The sequence below is a fragment of the Nitrospirillum guanabarense genome (assembly GCF_034653355.1).
Lineage (GTDB): Bacteria > Pseudomonadota > Alphaproteobacteria > Azospirillales > Azospirillaceae > Nitrospirillum.
The window spans coordinates 564,580-580,016 of the sequence record NZ_JAYEER010000004.1; the positions used below are offsets into that span (position 1 = coordinate 564,580).

Below are 15,437 nucleotides of genomic sequence, written 5' to 3' on the forward strand. Positions count from 1 at the left end.
TGTCAGGCAAAGGCGGATAAGACCATGGCCAAGGCGAAATTCGAGCGCACCAAGCCGCACTGCAACATCGGCACGATCGGTCACGTTGACCATGGCAAGACGTCGCTGACGGCTGCGATCACGAAGGTGCTGGCTGAGACCGGTGGCGCGACGTTCACCGCGTACGACCAGATTGACAAGGCGCCGGAAGAGAAGGCGCGCGGCATCACGATCTCGACCGCGCACGTCGAGTACGAGACGTCGAACCGTCACTACGCCCACGTCGACTGCCCGGGCCACGCCGACTATGTGAAGAACATGATCACGGGCGCGGCGCAGATGGACGGCGCGATCCTGGTGGTGTCCGCCGCCGACGGCCCGATGCCGCAGACCCGCGAGCACATCCTGCTGGCGCGCCAGGTCGGCGTGCCGGCGCTGGTGGTGTTCATGAACAAGGTCGACATGGTCGACGACCCCGAGCTGCTGGAGCTGGTGGAGCTGGAAGTGCGCGAGCTGCTGAGCAGCTACGACTTCCCTGGCGACGACATTCCGATCGTGAAGGGCTCGGCCCTGTGCGCCCTGGAAGACCGCAGCCCCGAGATCGGCAAGGAAGCCATCCTGGAGCTGATGAAGCAGGTTGACGCCTACATTCCGCAGCCGGAGCGTCCGGTTGACAAGCCCTTCCTGATGCCGATCGAAGACGTGTTCTCGATCTCGGGCCGCGGCACCGTGGTGACCGGCCGTGTCGAGCGCGGCATCGTGAAGGTGGGCGAGGAAATCGAGATCGTCGGCCTGAAGGCGACGGTCAAGACGACCGTGACCGGCGTTGAGATGTTCCGCAAGCTGCTGGACCAGGGCCAGGCTGGCGACAACATCGGCGCGCTGCTGCGCGGCACGAAGCGTGAGGACGTCGAGCGCGGCCAGGTCCTGGCCAAGCCCGGCTCGATCACGCCGCACACCAAGTTCGTGGCCGAGGCCTACATCCTGACGAAGGAAGAAGGCGGCCGTCACACCCCGTTCTTCACCAACTACCGTCCCCAGTTCTACTTCCGCACCACGGACGTGACGGGCATGGTCTCGCTGCCGGAAGGCACCGAGATGGTGATGCCGGGCGACAACGTGCAGGTCACCGTGGAGCTGATCGCCCCGATCGCCATGGACGAAGGCCTGCGCTTCGCCATCCGCGAGGGCGGCCGCACCGTCGGCGCCGGCGTGGTCGCGAAGATCATCGCCTAAGGAACGCTTGGGGCTCGCGGGCTGCCTTTCCGGAAGGCTCCCGTACCCATGTGATTGTGTAAGGGGTGCCGCCGGTTCGCCGGCGGCGCCCCTTCGCCATTAAGTAGGAGGGGGCCGTCGGAGGCCCGATGGCGACGTGCCGGGTTTCCCGGGCGGTGTCCCAACCCCCTGAAAACACCACTCTTTCCGGCCCCCCGGGGCCCATTCGGGAGGGTGTTGCCGGTCCACCGGCCGCTTACAGGAACGCAGGTCTGCTCCGCATACGAGGGGCATGCTGTTTTATCTGGACAAGCGGTTCCGAATGGTGAATAAACCGGCGCTCCGAGACGCGGGAAACTGCGGCCGGTGACGTAGGAGTGTAGCTCAATTGGTAGAGCACCGGTCTCCAAAACCGGGGGTTGGGGGTTCGATCCCCTCCACTCCTGCCACGTCGCCCCGCTGAACATCACGTCCGGACGGCCCCGCGGGCCGGGTGACGGCAGCGATGCCGAAGCAGTATGACGAGTAGCTCTGAACGTGGTGGCGTAGCCCTTATGGCGAAGACCAGTCCTGCCCAGTTTGCGCGCGAAGTGCGCCGTGAGATCGCCAAGGTGACGTGGCCGACCCGCAAGGAAACGGTCATCTCCACCTGGATGGTGTTCCTCATGGTCATCGTCGCGTCTCTGTTCTTCCTGGCGGTCGATCAGATCATCGCGTTCGCTGTCCGCCTCGTTTTCGGTATCGGAGGCTAAGTCATGGCCGCGCGTTGGTACGTTGTTCACGTTTATTCCGGATTCGAAAAGAAGGTCTCTCAGTCGATTCGTGAGAAGGCCGCCCAGAAGGGTCTGGAAGACCAGTTCGAGGAAATCCTGGTCCCGACCGAAGAGGTCGTGGAGGTGCGCCGCGGCGCCAAGGTGAACTCCGAACGGAAGTTCTTTCCCGGCTACGTGCTGGTGAAGATGGAACTGACGGACGAGAGCTGGCACCTGGTTAAGAACGCGCCGAAGGTGACGGGCTTCCTGGGCGGCGGCGGCAAGCCGCAGCCCATCAGCGAGGCGGAAGCCTTGCGCATCATGAACCAGGTGCAGGAAGGGATCGAGCGGCCCAAGCCCTCCATCCACTTCGAGGTGGGCGAGCAGGTGCGTGTCACCGACGGCCCCTTCACCTCGTTCACCGGCCTCATCGAAGAGGTCGACGAGGACAAGGCGCGGGTCAAGGTGGCGGTGTCCATCTTCGGCCGTGCGACCCCCGTCGAACTCGAGTACACGCAGGTCGAAAAGATTTAAGCGGGACGGCGCCCATGCTCTTCGGAGCCTGGGGGTCTTCCCATTCCCCGCGTGGGAGGCGAGCCCGAGGGCCCCTTTGGGGGCTGAAGTCCATGGGGCGGACCGAACCACGCATCCCGCAGATCCGGGTGGCGCCCCTTGACCGGGGTTCCGTCCGGATTGTTGTTGAGGACGTATCATGGCGAAGAAGATCGTCGGTTATATCAAGTTGCAGGTGCCGGCCGGCAAGGCCAACCCGTCGCCGCCCATCGGTCCGGCCCTGGGTCAGCGCGGCCTGAACATCATGGAATTCGTGAAGGCCTTCAACGCGAAGACGGCCGACCTGGAGCAGGGCATGCCCATCCCGGTCGTGATCACCGCCTACGGTGACCGTACCTTCACGTTCGTCACCAAGACCCCGCCGAACACCTACTTCCTGAAGAAGGCCGCCGGCATCACCAAAGGCGCCGTCCAGGTGGGCAAGGGCGCCCCCGTGGGCAAGGTGAAGATGTCGCAGATCCGCGAAATCGCCAAGACGAAGATGCCGGACCTGAACGCGAACGACATCGAGGCGGCCGCCAGCATGCTGGTCGGCTCGGCCCGTTCCATGGGCCTGGAAGTGGTGGAGGATTGATCATGGCCGGCAAGCGTCTCAAGAAGGCTAACGCCACCGTCGACCGGAACAAGTTCTACGCCCTGGACGAGGCCGTCCAGTCGGTGAAGGGCAACGCCACCGCCAAGTTCGACGAGACCGTCGAAATCGCCATGAACCTGGGCATCGACCCGCGTCATGCCGACCAGATGGTCCGCGGCATGGTCCAGCTGCCCAACGGCACCGGCAAGACCGTTCGCGTCGCCGTGTTCGCCCGCGGCGCCAAGGCTGACGAAGCCCTGGCCGCCGGCGCGGAGCTGGTCGGTGCGGAAGACCTGGCCGAGAAGATCCAGGCGGGCGAGATGAACTTCGACCGCTGCATCGCCACCCCGGACTTGATGGCCCTGGTCGGCCGTCTGGGCAAGGTGCTGGGCCCGCGCGGCCTGATGCCGAACCCGAAGCTGGGCACCGTGACGATGAACGTCGGCGAGGCCGTGAAGTCCGCCAAGGGCGGCTCGGTCGAGTTCCGCGCCGAGAAGACCGGTATTGTCCACGCCGGCGTGGGCAAGGCCAGCTTCAGCGAGGAAGCCCTGGCCGAGAACATCAAGGCCTTCGTCGGCGCCATCAACCGCGCCAAGCCGACGGGTGCCAAGGGCACCTACATCGAGAAGGTCAGCCTGAGCTCCTCCATGGGCCCGGGCCTGAAGCTCGACGTGTCGGCGCTGGTCGCTTCGATCACCGCCTAAGGCATCAAGAGTTTCCGCCGCAGCCGCCCATGCCTTCGGGGATGGGCGGCGACCGGCGGCCGGAGGGCCGGAGCGATCCGTCCTTCCAACCCTGTCCAAGACTGCGGGCGCCAAGCCGGGGCCGATCATCCCTTCGGGGAGGTGACGACCGGGGCGGCTTAATGAACGCCGGCATAGACGGGAGTAACAAGCGTTTTGCAGGTGGACGGGTCTCCGGCCGCTTGGAATGGATGGCTTGTCGCTTCTGGGGCAGGTTCACCGGTCTCGGGCGAACCCCCTTCGCGGGGTGGGCACGAGGCTACATTTGGACCGGGAAGATGGGCGTGACCCGCCCACCTGTCCCAGTTGTTAGGAGGCGAACCGTGGATCGCACAGAAAAGCAAGCGACCATCGCTGCTCTGCATCAGGCGCTCTCCGCCACTTCCCTGGTCGTCGTGACCCGCCAGTCGGGCATGACGGTCGCCGAGGTGACGGACCTGCGCCGCAAGATGCGGGCCGCTGGCGCGAGCTTCAAGGTGACCAAGAACCGGCTCGCCCGTATCGCCCTGAAGGGCACCCAGTTCGAAAAGCTGGACGACCTGTTCGTCGGTGTGACCGCCATCGCTTACTCGAGCGATCCGGTCGCGGCGGCCAAGGTTGCGATCGCTTACGCCAAGGCCAATGACAAGTTCAAGATCATTGGCGGCGGCATGGGCGCTACCGTCCTGGACGACAAGGGCATCGAGGCTCTCTCGAAGCTCCCGTCCATCGAAGAACTGCGTGGTCGCCTGCTTGGCATGCTCCAGACGCCCGCCACCCGCATCGCCGGTGTGCTGCAGGCCCCGGGCGGCCAGGTGGCGCGCGTGCTGTCGGCTTATGCCAAGAAGGGCGAGGCGGCCTGAGCCTCGCGTACTTTTCGTAATCTCAAGACAAGACCTGATTTAGGAGAACATCCATGTCCAAGCTGGAAAAGCTGGTTGAAGAGCTGTCCGCTCTGACCGTCATCGAGGCCGCCGAGCTGTCGAAGCTGCTGGAAGAGAAGTGGGGCGTTTCCGCCGCCGCTCCCGTCGCCGTCGCCGCCGCCCCGGCCGCCGGTGGTGGTGAGGCTGCCGCCCCCGCCGAAGAGCAGACCGAATTCACCGTGATCCTCGCCGACGCCGGCGACAAGAAGATCAACGTGATTAAGGAAATCCGCGCCATCACCAACCTGGGCCTGAAGGAAGCCAAGGACCTGGTCGAGGGTGCGCCGAAGACCGTGAAGGAAGGCGCCACGAAGGACGAAGCTGCTAAGATTAAGAAGCAGCTGGAAGACGCCGGCGCGAAGGTCGAGGTGAAGTAAGAAACGATCCCTTGTGGGCGTTTCTGAAAAAAAGATGGCGCTGGACGGTGGCACTCCCCATATGGGGGACCGCCGCCCGGCGCTGTCGCCTTTTTTTGGGGGATGTCGTATGGTGATCCTCCAGTTTCTTCCCGAAGAAGGTTCCGCGATGGAATTTGGGGCGGGAAGGGCAGTGTGAGTGTTTGGCGCCGGACGGCGGCCGCTCCCGGAGGGGGCGGGGCCGGACGCGCCTATTTGTGTTTGTTTCGCTTGCCGTCACATCCAAATCGGCCGGCGCAGTTGACCCGGGCCTAGTTCACGAGAGGCGCATTTCATGGCCAAGTCGTTCACGGGACGTAAGCGTATTCGTAAGAGCTTCGGGCGCATTCCCGAAGTGACCCGCATGCCGAACCTCATCGAGGTTCAACGGAGTTCCTACGACCACTTCCTTCAGATGGACACGGCGCCCGAGAAGCGCGCCAATCTGGGCCTTCAGGAAGTGTTCAAGTCGGTTTTCCCGATCAAGGACTTTTCCGACCGTGCCGTGCTCGACTTCGTTAAGTACGAGCTTGAACAGCCCAAGTACGATGTCGAGGAATGCCAGCAGCGCGGCATGACCTTCGCCGCGCCCCTGAAGGTGACCCTGCGCCTGACCGTCTTCGACATCGATGAAGACACCGGCCTGAAGTCCATCCGCGACATCAAGGAACAGGACGTCTACATGGGCGACATGCCCCTGATGACGGCCAACGGCACCTTCGTCATCAACGGCACCGAGCGCGTCATCGTCAGCCAGATGCACCGGTCGCCGGGCGTGTTCTTCGACCACGACAAGGGCAAGACCCATTCGTCGGGCAAGTACCTGTTCGCCGCCCGCGTGATCCCCTACCGCGGCTCCTGGCTGGACTTCGAGTTCGACGCCAAGGACCTCGTCTACGTCCGCATCGACCGCCGCCGCAAGCTGCCCGCCACCACCCTGCTGTTCGCGCTGGACGGCGCTGAGACGCAGCAGCTACGGGCCCAGCGCGCGAAGGCCGGCCAGGGCCTGGCCCCGTACGAGGCCCAGGGCATGTCGAAGGAGGAGATGCTCTCCGCCTTCTACGACACCATCACCTATTCCCGCGCCGGCGACGGCTGGAAAACCCCCTTCGTCGCCGAGCGCATGAAGGGCGTGAAGCTGGCCTCCGACCTCATCGACGCCCGCACGGGCGAGGTGCTGCTGCAGCGCGAGACCAAGATGACCCCCCGCGTGCTGAAGAAGCTGCAGGAGGGTGGCCTGGAAGAGGTGAAGGTGCCGACCGAGGAGCTGGCTGGCCGCTACCTCGCCATCGACATCATCAACGAGCTGACCGGCGAAGTGATCTTCGAGGCGGGAGACGAGATCACCACCGCCGCCCTGGAGAAGCTGGAGAAGTTCGGCGTGGACCAGGTGCCGGTGCTGGCCATCGACCACCTGAACGTCGGCGCCTACATCCGCAACACCATGGCGGCGAGCCGTAACGCCAGCCGTGAGGACGCGCTGATCGACATCTACCGCGTCATGCGTCCGGGCGAGCCGCCCACGCTGGAAAGCGCCGAAGCCCTGTTCAGCGGCCTGTTCTTCGACAGCGAGCGCTATGACCTGTCGGCCGTTGGCCGCGTGAAGATGAACGCGCGCCTGGGCTTCCAGACCGACGACCAGATGCGCGTCCTGCGCAAGGACGACATCCTGGCCATCCTGAAGCTCCTGGTCGAGCTGAAGGACGGCCGCGGCGAGATCGACGACATCGACCACCTGGGCAATCGCCGCGTCCGCTCCGTCGGCGAGCTGATGGAGAACCAGTACCGCGTCGGCCTGCTGCGCATGGAGCGCGCGATCCGCGAGCGCATGAGCTCGGTCGAGATCGACACGGTCATGCCGCATGACCTGATCAACGCCAAGCCGGCCGCGGCCGCGGTGCGTGAGTTCTTCGGCTCCTCGCAGCTGTCGCAGTTCATGGACCAGACCAACCCGCTGTCGGAAATCACCCACAAGCGCCGTCTCTCGGCCCTGGGGCCGGGCGGTCTGACCCGTGAGCGCGCGGGCTTCGAAGTCCGCGACGTGCACCCGACCCACTACGGCCGCATCTGCCCGATTGAGACCCCTGAAGGTCCGAATATCGGTCTGATCAACTCGCTGGCGACCTACGCCCGCGTGAACCAGTACGGCTTCATCGAGAGCCCCTACCGCAAGGTGGTGGACAAGCGCGTCACCAACGAGGTGGTCTATCTCTCCGCCATGGAGGAAGGCCGCTACATGGTGGCGCAGGCCAACGCCACGCTGGACGCCGACAACCGCTTCGTGGACGAGCTCATCAGCTGCCGCAAGGGCGGCGAGTACATGATGACCCGCTCGGACATGATCGACCTGATCGACGTGTCGCCGAAGCAGCTGGTGTCCGTCGCCGCGGCGCTGATCCCGTTCCTGGAGAACGACGACGCCAACCGCGCGCTGATGGGCTCGAACATGCAGCGCCAGGCCGTGCCGCTGATCAAGGCGGACTCGCCCCTGGTCGGCACGGGCATGGAAGCGACGGTCGCCCGTGACTCGGGCGTGGCCATCGCCGCCCGCCGCGCCGGCGTGATCGACCAGATCGACGCCACCCGCATCGTCGTGCGCGCCACCGGCGACACGGACGCGGCGGCCCCGGGCGTCGACATCTACAACCTGCTGAAGTTCCAGCGCTCCAACCAGAACACCTGCATCAACCAGCGTCCGCTGGTGAAGGTGGGGGACCGGGTGGAGAAGGGCGACATCATCGCCGACGGTCCCTCGACCGACCTGGGCGAGCTGGCCCTGGGCCGCAACGTGCTGGTCGCGTTCATGCCCTGGAACGGCTACAACTTCGAAGACTCGATCCTGATCTCCGAGCGCATCGTGCGCGATGACGTCTTCACCTCGATCCACATCGAGGAGTTCGAGGTCATGGCCCGCGACACCAAGCTGGGCCAGGAGGAAATCACCCGTGACATCCCCAACGTCGGCGAAGAGGCTCTGAAGAACCTCGACGAGGCGGGCATCGTCTACATCGGTGCCGAGGTGAAGCCGGGCGACATCCTGGTCGGCAAGGTGACGCCGAAGGGCGAAAGCCCGATGACCCCGGAAGAGAAGCTGCTGCGCGCCATCTTCGGTGAAAAGGCCTCCGACGTGCGCGACACGTCCATGCGCCTGCCGCCGGGCGTCACCGGCACGGTGGTCGAGGTCCGCGTCTTCTCCCGCCGCGGCGTCGACAAGGACGAGCGCGCGCTGGCGATCGAGCGGGCCGAGATCGAGAAGCTGGCCAAGGACCGCGATGACGAGAAGGCGATCCTGGAGCGCAGCTTCTACACCCGCCTGAAGGAGACGCTGGTCGGCCAGTCCGTCCTGTCCGCCCCGCGCGGCATCAAGTCGGGCGAGGTCATCACGGAAGAGCTGCTGTCCGGCCTGTCGCGCGGCCAGTGGCGCCAGATCGCGGTCGCCAACGACCAGATCATGGAAAACGTGGAGGCCTACGGCCGGGTGTTCGACGAGAGCATCCAGAAGCTGCAGGAGCGGTTCGAGAACAAGGTCGAGAAGCTGCAGCGCGGCGACGAGCTGCCGCCCGGCGTCATGAAGATGGTCAAGGTCTTCGTGGCGGTGAAGCGCAAGCTGCAGCCCGGCGACAAGATGGCCGGCCGTCACGGCAACAAGGGTGTGATCAGCCGCATCCTGCCCATCGAGGACATGCCCTATCTGGCCGACGGCCAGGCGGTCGACATCGTTCTGAACCCGTTGGGCGTGCCCTCGCGCATGAACGTCGGTCAGATCCTGGAGACCCACCTGGGCTGGGCCTCGGCCAACCTCGGCAAGCAGATCGGCCAGATGCTGGACCAGATGCGCCACGCCGAGCCGGAGGCCAAGGCCCCCGTCCTTGAGAACATCAAGGGCCGCATGAAGCACATCTACGGCGAGGCCGCCTACACCGAGGAGGTGAGCGACCTGACCGATGGCGAGGTGCTGGAGCTGGCCGGCAACCTGCGGCGCGGCATTCCGTTCGCCACGCCCGTCTTCGACGGCGCGCGGGAGGACGACATCGTCCGCATGCTGACGGAAGCCGGCATCGACAGCTCGGGCCAGATGGTGTTGACCGACGGCCGCACGGGCGAGGCGTTCGATCGCCGCGTCACCGTGGGCTACATCTACATGCTGAAGCTGCACCACCTGGTGGACGACAAGATCCACGCCCGCTCCATCGGCCCGTACAGCCTGGTCACCCAGCAGCCGCTGGGCGGCAAGGCCCAGTTCGGTGGCCAGCGCTTCGGCGAAATGGAGGTCTGGGCGCTGGAAGCTTACGGCGCCGCCTACACGCTGCAGGAAATGCTGACGGTGAAGTCGGACGACGTGTCCGGCCGCACCAAGGTCTACGAGGCCATCGTCCGTGGCGACGACAACTTCGAGGCCGGCATTCCGGAAAGCTTCAACGTGCTGGTCAAGGAACTGCGGTCCCTGGGCCTGAACGTCGAGCTGAACGAGCGGTCCTACTGATCACCGGTTGAGCTTGGGCGGCGCCCTCGGGGGGAATCCCCCGGGGGCGCTCGTCCGTCCCGGTTCGCAGCCAATTGAATTCCCAGCCCTTCCCAGGGGAGACGGCTTATGAATGAGTTGATGAACATTATCGGCCAGGTGCAGGGGCCGCAGAGCTTCGATCAGATCCGCATCTCGATCGCCAGCCCGGAACGCATCCGGTCGTGGTCGTTTGGCGAGATCAAGAAGCCCGAGACCATCAACTACCGTACCTTCAAGCCGGAGCGCGACGGCCTGTTCTGCGCCCGCATCTTCGGCCCGATCAAGGACTACGAGTGCTTGTGCGGCAAGTACAAGCGCATGAAGTACCGTGGCATCATCTGCGAGAAGTGCGGCGTCGAAGTGACGCTGGCCAAGGTCCGGCGCGAGCGCATGGGCCATATCGAGCTGGCCTCGCCCGTCGCCCACATCTGGTTCCTGAAAAGTCTGCCGAGCCGCATCGGCCTGCTCATGGACATGACGCTGAAGGATCTGGAACGGGTCCTGTACTTCGAGAACTACGTCGTCACCGAGCCCGGCCTGACCCCGCTGAAGCTGCACCAGCTTCTGTCGGAGGAGGAGTACATCCAGGCCCAGGACGAGTACGGCGAGGACGCCTTCACCGCGTCCATCGGCGCCGAGGCCATCAAGGTCCTTCTCTCCGCCATCGACATGGAAGAGGAGATGAAGACCGTCCGCGAGGAGCTGAAGGAGACTTCCAGCGAGGCCAAGCGCAAGAAGCTGGTCAAGCGCCTGAAGCTGATCGAGGCCTTCCTGGAGTCCGGCTCGCGTCCGGAGTGGATGATCCTGGACGTCGTCCCGGTCATCCCGCCGGAGCTGCGCCCGCTGGTCCCGCTGGACGGCGGCCGTTTCGCCACGTCCGACCTGAACGACCTGTACCGCCGCGTCATCAACCGTAACAACCGCCTGAAGCGACTGATCGAGCTGCGCGCGCCGGACATCATCGTGCGCAACGAGAAGCGCATGCTGCAGGAGGCCGTCGACGCCCTGTTCGACAACGGCCGCCGCGGCCGCGTCATCACCGGCGCCAACAAGCGCCCGCTGAAGTCCATCAGCGACATGCTGAAGGGCAAGCAGGGCCGCTTCCGTCAGAACCTGCTGGGCAAGCGCGTCGACTACTCCGGCCGTTCGGTCATCGTGGTGGGCCCGGAGCTGAAACTGCACCAGTGCGGCCTGCCCAAGAAGATGGCGCTGGAGCTGTTCAAGCCCTTCATCTACGCCAAGCTGGAACTGTACGGCATGGCCTCCACCATCAAGGCGGCCAAGCGCATGGTGGAGAAGGAGCGTCCCGAGGTCTGGGACATCCTGGAAGAGGTCATCCGCGAGCATCCGGTCATGCTGAACCGGGCGCCGACGCTGCACCGTCTGGGCATCCAGGCCTTCGAGCCGACCCTGATCGAAGGCAAGGCCATCCAGCTGCACCCGCTGGTCTGCACCGCCTTCAACGCCGACTTCGACGGCGACCAGATGGCCGTGCACGTCCCGCTGAGCCTCGAGGCCCAGCTCGAAGCGCGCGTCCTGATGATGTCGACCAACAACATCCTGTCGCCCGCCAACGGCAAGCCCATCATCGTCCCCAGCCAGGACATCGTCCTGGGCCTGTACTACATCACGATGGAACTGCCGGGCTCCGTGGGCGAGGGCATGGCCTTCACCGACATCGGCGAGATCGAGCAGGCGCTCGCGGCCAAGGTCGTCACCCTGCACTCCAAGGTGAAGGCCCGCTATCACACCGTGGACCAGGATGGTAACCCCATCGTGACCCGCGTGGAGAGCACCCCCGGCCGCATGCTGCTGTCGGAGATCCTGCCGCGCCACCCGGCGATCAGCTTCCAGATGATCAACCGGCTGCTGACCAAGAAGGACGTGGGCAACATCATCGACGCCGTCTACCGCCATTGCGGTCAGAAGGAGACGGTGATTTTCGCCGACCGCCTGATGAAGCTGGGCTTCAGCCACGCCTGCCGCGCCGGCATTTCCTTCGGCAAGGACGACATGGTCATCCCGGCCGAGAAGGAGACGCTGATCCATGAGGCGCAGGAGCGCGTCAAGGAGTATGAGCAGCAGTACCTGGACGGCCTGATCACCCAGGGCGAAAAGTACAACAAGGTGGTCGACGTCTGGTCGGAAACGACCGAAAAGGTCGCCGGCGCCATGATGAAGGTCATCGAGCAGCCGCGCCCCGGCGTCGGCGTCAACTCGGTGTACATGATGGCGCACTCTGGTGCCCGTGGCTCCGCCGCTCAGATCAAGCAGCTGGCCGGCATGCGCGGCCTGATGGCCAAGCCCTCGGGCGAGATCATCGAGACGCCCATCATCTCCAACTTCAAGGAAGGCCTGACCGTGCTGGAGTACTTCAACTCCACCCACGGCGCCCGTAAGGGCCTGGCCGACACCGCCTTGAAGACGGCGAACTCCGGTTACCTGACGCGCCGTCTGGTCGACGTCGCCCAGGACGCCATCGTCGTGGAAAACGACTGCGGCACCACCAAGGGCCTGAGCATGCGCGCCGTCATCGACGGCGGCGAGGTGATCTCGCCCCTGTCGGAGCGCATCCTGGGCCGTTGCGCCTCGGTCGACGTGGTCGATCCGCTGAGCGGCAAGGTTCTCGTTCCGGCCGCCGGCCTGATCGACGAGCAGGCCGTGGAGCTGATCGAGCGCGCCGGCATCGACACCGTGCTGATCCGCTCGGTACTGACCTGCGAGACCCGCGAGGGTGTCTGCGGTTGCTGCTATGGCCGCGACCTGGCCCGCGGCACCACCGTGAACATCGGTGAGGCCGTCGGCGTCATCGCCGCCCAGTCGATCGGTGAGCCCGGCACGCAGCTGACGATGCGTACCTTCCACATCGGCGGCGCGGCCCAGCGTGGCGCCGAGCAGTCGTCCGTGGACAGCAGCATCGACGCCAAGGTCGTCGTGAAGAACCGCAACATGGTTCTGAACGGCGAGGGCGTGCCCGTCATCATGGGCCGCAACGTGGAACTGGCGCTGTTCGACAGCCAGGGCCGCGAGCGCGCCCGTCACCGCGTCCCCTACGGCGCCAAGCTGAACAAGCTGCTGGTCGAGGACGGCGTTCTGGTGAAGAAGGGCGATCGCCTGGCGGAGTGGGACCCCTACACCCTGCCGATCATCACCGAGCGGGAGGGTGTCGCCAACTACGTCGACCTGGTCGAGGGTGTGTCCATGCGCGAGGTGGTCGACGAGGCCACCGGCATCTCGTCCAAGGTCGTGGTCGACTGGCGCCAGCAGCCGCGCGGTGCGGATCTCCGCCCCCGCGTGACCCTGCGCGACGCCAACGGCGATGTCATAAAGCTGCCGAACGGCGTGGAAGCCCGCTACTACATGAGCGTGGACGCCATCCTGTCGGTGGAGAACGGCGCGCATGTGAAGGCCGGTGACGTGCTGGCCCGTATCCCGCGCGAAAGCTCCAAGACGCGTGACATCACCGGCGGTCTGCCGCGTGTGGCCGAGCTGTTCGAGGCCCGTCGTCCCAAGGACTTCGCCATCATCTCGGACATCGATGGCCGGGTTGAGTTCGGCAAGGACTACAAGACGAAGCGCCGCATCGTCGTCGTCCCCAACGACGAGAACGAGACGCCGCGTGAGTACCTGATCCCGAAGGGCAAGCACATCTCCGTGCAGGAGGGCGACTATGTCCAGAAGGGCGACCTGCTGATGGACGGCAACCCCGTCCCGCACGACATCCTGGCCGTCATGGGCGTGGAGGCTCTTGCCTCCTACCTCACCAACGAAATCCAGGACGTCTATCGTCTGCAGGGCGTGAAGATCAACGACAAGCACATTGAGGTGATCGTTCGCCAGATGCTGCAGAAGGTCGAGATCGACGAGCCGGGTGACACCACGCTGCTGATCGCCGAACAGGTCGACCGCGCCGAGTTCGAGGCTGAGAACCGCAAGGTCCAGGCCCGCATGGACGAAGGCGAGGGTGGCCTGCGGTTCGCCCGTGGCCGTCCGGTGCTGCAGGGCATCACCAAGGCCAGCCTGCAGACGCGTTCCTTCATCTCGGCCGCCTCGTTCCAGGAAACGACCCGCGTCCTGACGGAAGCCGCCGTCCAGGGCAAGTCGGACAACCTGGAAGGCCTGAAGGAAAACGTCATTGTCGGCCGTCTGATCCCGGCCGGTACCGGCAGTGTCGTGAACCGCCTGAAGCAGATCGCCGCCGAGCGCGACCGCGAACTCTCCGCCTTGCAGGCGGGCGAGGATCCGGCCTTGCCGGCGGACGTCTCGACGGAACAGCCGGCCGCCTGAGGCGACCGACTGTCTGAATAAAGCGAAGGGCCGCATCCCTGCCGGGGTGCGGCCCTTTTCTCATTCCGGCGCCGTGTGTCGCGACGTCACAGGGGATGTACGGCACCTCTGGTCTGATCCGCCGTGGGCAAAGGCTGGCCCAGATGCCAGGCGGCAGCCAGCTCATGGGCGCGTTGCTGGACGTTGGCCGGCAGTTGCTGTTCCAGCGCGGTCCGCATCTTGGCAATGTCGGCGTCATCGCTTGGGCCCAACAGCGTCAGGATGTAGGCCCGGGTCGGATCGCGCGGTCCGTCCTCGCCGGCCAAGGCTTGGGCGGCCAGGAAGCGCAGGGCTTCGGGATCGCCTTGAGTGGCGGCGCGCTCGCACCACATCAGCGCCGCCTGGGTGTTCTTCGCCACGCCCACGCCGTTGTAGTAGATCATGGCCAGGTTGTCCTGGGCCTGCAGGTCACCCCGGGCCGCCGCCTGCTGGAACAAGGTGATACCCCTTGCCTGGTCTTCCGGCACGCCGCGCCCCAGGAAATAGAGCGAACCCAGGTTGTTCAGGGCATGGGCCTGGCCTTGTGCCGCAGCCTTTTCGTACCACATCCGCGCCTTGGCATTATCAGGGACGAAGGCCGGCGTTTCGCCGATGGCTGTGATGGTCACCAGCGGCTCTTCATAGATCCAGCCCAGATAGGTTTGCGCATCGGCGTTCCCTTGCTCCGCCAGGGGCGTCAGCTGGGCCAAGGCCCCCGCATAGCGCTTGGCCTTGAAGGCGGCCATGCCCTGCTCAAGGCGGGTGCCGATGTCCGGCTGGAGCCGGGCCGCACCGGTGACGGGTGGGCTGTCGGTCTGTACGGCGACGGCCGGCCCGGCAAGGGCAATGAGCCCCAAGGCAGCCAACACCGCCACGGCAAGCCGCCGCGATTTAAGCAAAGGTCCCGCAGGCCTGTTCCCCATCTTGCGCTCCCATTCGTCTGCCCGCCTTTCGGCGTGTAGTGGGACGATGACGAGCAACTAGGGCGGGACGATGGCGCTGACACCCCACATCCTGGACGTCCGCAAACCCAGGCAGCGATATATCAACCTTTACAGTGGGTTGTCCGCTCAGCTCTCGCCGGGCACATACCATTTTTTCGGAATGTTGGGGAAGAAGCCCCATTGGGCCCAGCGCACGTCATTGCGGTTCGAGGGGCGGGATGCCAAGCCCCATTCCGGGGGATCGGGGAACCCGTGCCAGGTATTCTGAACCAGAATCAAGCTTTCGCCATCCATCGTGGAAAAGAAGGCGATGTCGTTGGTGATGAACCAGTCCCGTTCATGGCCAAAAAGGCCTTCCTGGGGGAATGCGTTGAAGGGCACCGCCTGCCAGGTGATGGCTTTGGCGGCCCGTATGTCGTAGCCCTTCCGTTGTTCGGCGGCTGCGTCCGCAGGCAAGTCCCAAGGCCAAGACTCCCAACCCAGTCCCAAAGCGCCCAGGATGCTCAAGTCTCATCCCCACAACGATGCCTTTCAAAGGGACTTTATCACTC

The 15,437-nt window shown here is 65.1% G+C and carries 11 protein-coding genes and 1 tRNA gene; 10 read left to right on the plus strand and 2 right to left on the minus strand.

Translation table 11 applies throughout. The annotated features are described in order from the left end of the window. The first annotated feature begins 24 nt into the window (after positions 1–24). The 10 genes from tuf to rpoC all read left to right on the plus strand — a co-directional run bounded on the left by tuf (position 25) and on the right by rpoC (position 13,924). Positions 25–1,215 carry an elongation factor Tu gene (tuf, locus tag UAA55_RS20615; RefSeq protein WP_277907214.1) on the plus strand — a complete coding sequence of 397 codons (1,191 nt, stop codon included), beginning with the start codon at positions 25–27 and terminating at the stop codon, positions 1,213–1,215. Between the two features lie 352 nt (positions 1,216–1,567). Further along, positions 1,568–1,643: transfer RNA gene (locus UAA55_RS20620), tRNA-Trp, on the plus strand. Between the two features lie 105 nt (positions 1,644–1,748). After that, on the plus strand, positions 1,749–1,946 hold the full coding sequence (gene secE / locus UAA55_RS20625) for a preprotein translocase subunit SecE (RefSeq protein ID WP_040842369.1): 198 nt from the start codon (positions 1,749–1,751) through the stop codon (positions 1,944–1,946). A 3-nt stretch (positions 1,947–1,949) separates the two neighbouring features. After that, complete coding sequence (gene nusG / locus UAA55_RS20630; protein ID WP_322955051.1) at positions 1,950–2,480, plus strand: transcription termination/antitermination protein NusG; 531 nt, start codon at positions 1,950–1,952, stop codon at positions 2,478–2,480. A 178-nt stretch (positions 2,481–2,658) separates the two neighbouring features. Beyond that, positions 2,659–3,093, plus strand: a complete 435-nt coding sequence (rplK, locus tag UAA55_RS20635; RefSeq protein WP_044562769.1) for a 50S ribosomal protein L11 — start codon at positions 2,659–2,661, stop codon at positions 3,091–3,093. Continuing rightward, positions 3,090–3,797 (plus strand): 50S ribosomal protein L1, encoded by a 708-nt coding sequence (gene rplA / locus UAA55_RS20640; RefSeq protein ID WP_416235214.1) that lies wholly within the window; start codon positions 3,090–3,092, stop codon positions 3,795–3,797. The genes rplK and rplA overlap by 4 nt, the downstream gene beginning before the upstream one ends. Before the next feature lie 362 nt (positions 3,798–4,159). Then, positions 4,160–4,678 carry a 50S ribosomal protein L10 gene (rplJ, locus tag UAA55_RS20645; protein ID WP_088871001.1) on the plus strand — a complete coding sequence of 173 codons (519 nt, stop codon included), beginning with the start codon at positions 4,160–4,162 and terminating at the stop codon, positions 4,676–4,678. Positions 4,679–4,731: 53 nt separating this feature from the next. Continuing rightward, complete coding sequence (gene rplL / locus UAA55_RS20650; RefSeq protein ID WP_322955053.1) at positions 4,732–5,115, plus strand: 50S ribosomal protein L7/L12; 384 nt, start codon at positions 4,732–4,734, stop codon at positions 5,113–5,115. Positions 5,116–5,428: 313 nt separating this feature from the next. After that, on the plus strand, positions 5,429–9,616 hold the full coding sequence (rpoB, locus tag UAA55_RS20655; RefSeq protein WP_322955054.1) for a DNA-directed RNA polymerase subunit beta: 4,188 nt from the start codon (positions 5,429–5,431) through the stop codon (positions 9,614–9,616). A 108-nt stretch (positions 9,617–9,724) separates the two neighbouring features. Beyond that, the gene (gene rpoC / locus UAA55_RS20660) at positions 9,725–13,924 is read left to right on the plus strand and encodes a DNA-directed RNA polymerase subunit beta' (RefSeq protein ID WP_322955055.1); all 4,200 of its coding nucleotides are present in this window, start codon (positions 9,725–9,727) and stop codon (positions 13,922–13,924) included. Positions 13,925–14,010: 86 nt separating this feature from the next. On the opposite strand, the gene UAA55_RS20665 is transcribed toward rpoC, so the two are convergent. Both UAA55_RS20665 and UAA55_RS20670 read right to left on the minus strand, forming a co-directional pair. Then, entirely contained in the window at positions 14,011–14,799 is a 789-nt protein-coding gene (locus tag UAA55_RS20665; RefSeq protein ID WP_322955056.1) for a tetratricopeptide repeat protein, read from the minus strand. Between the two features lie 213 nt (positions 14,800–15,012). Beyond that, positions 15,013–15,393 (minus strand): hypothetical protein, encoded by a 381-nt coding sequence (locus UAA55_RS20670; protein ID WP_322955057.1) that lies wholly within the window; start codon positions 15,391–15,393, stop codon positions 15,013–15,015. Between the last annotated feature and the right edge of the window lie 44 nt (positions 15,394–15,437).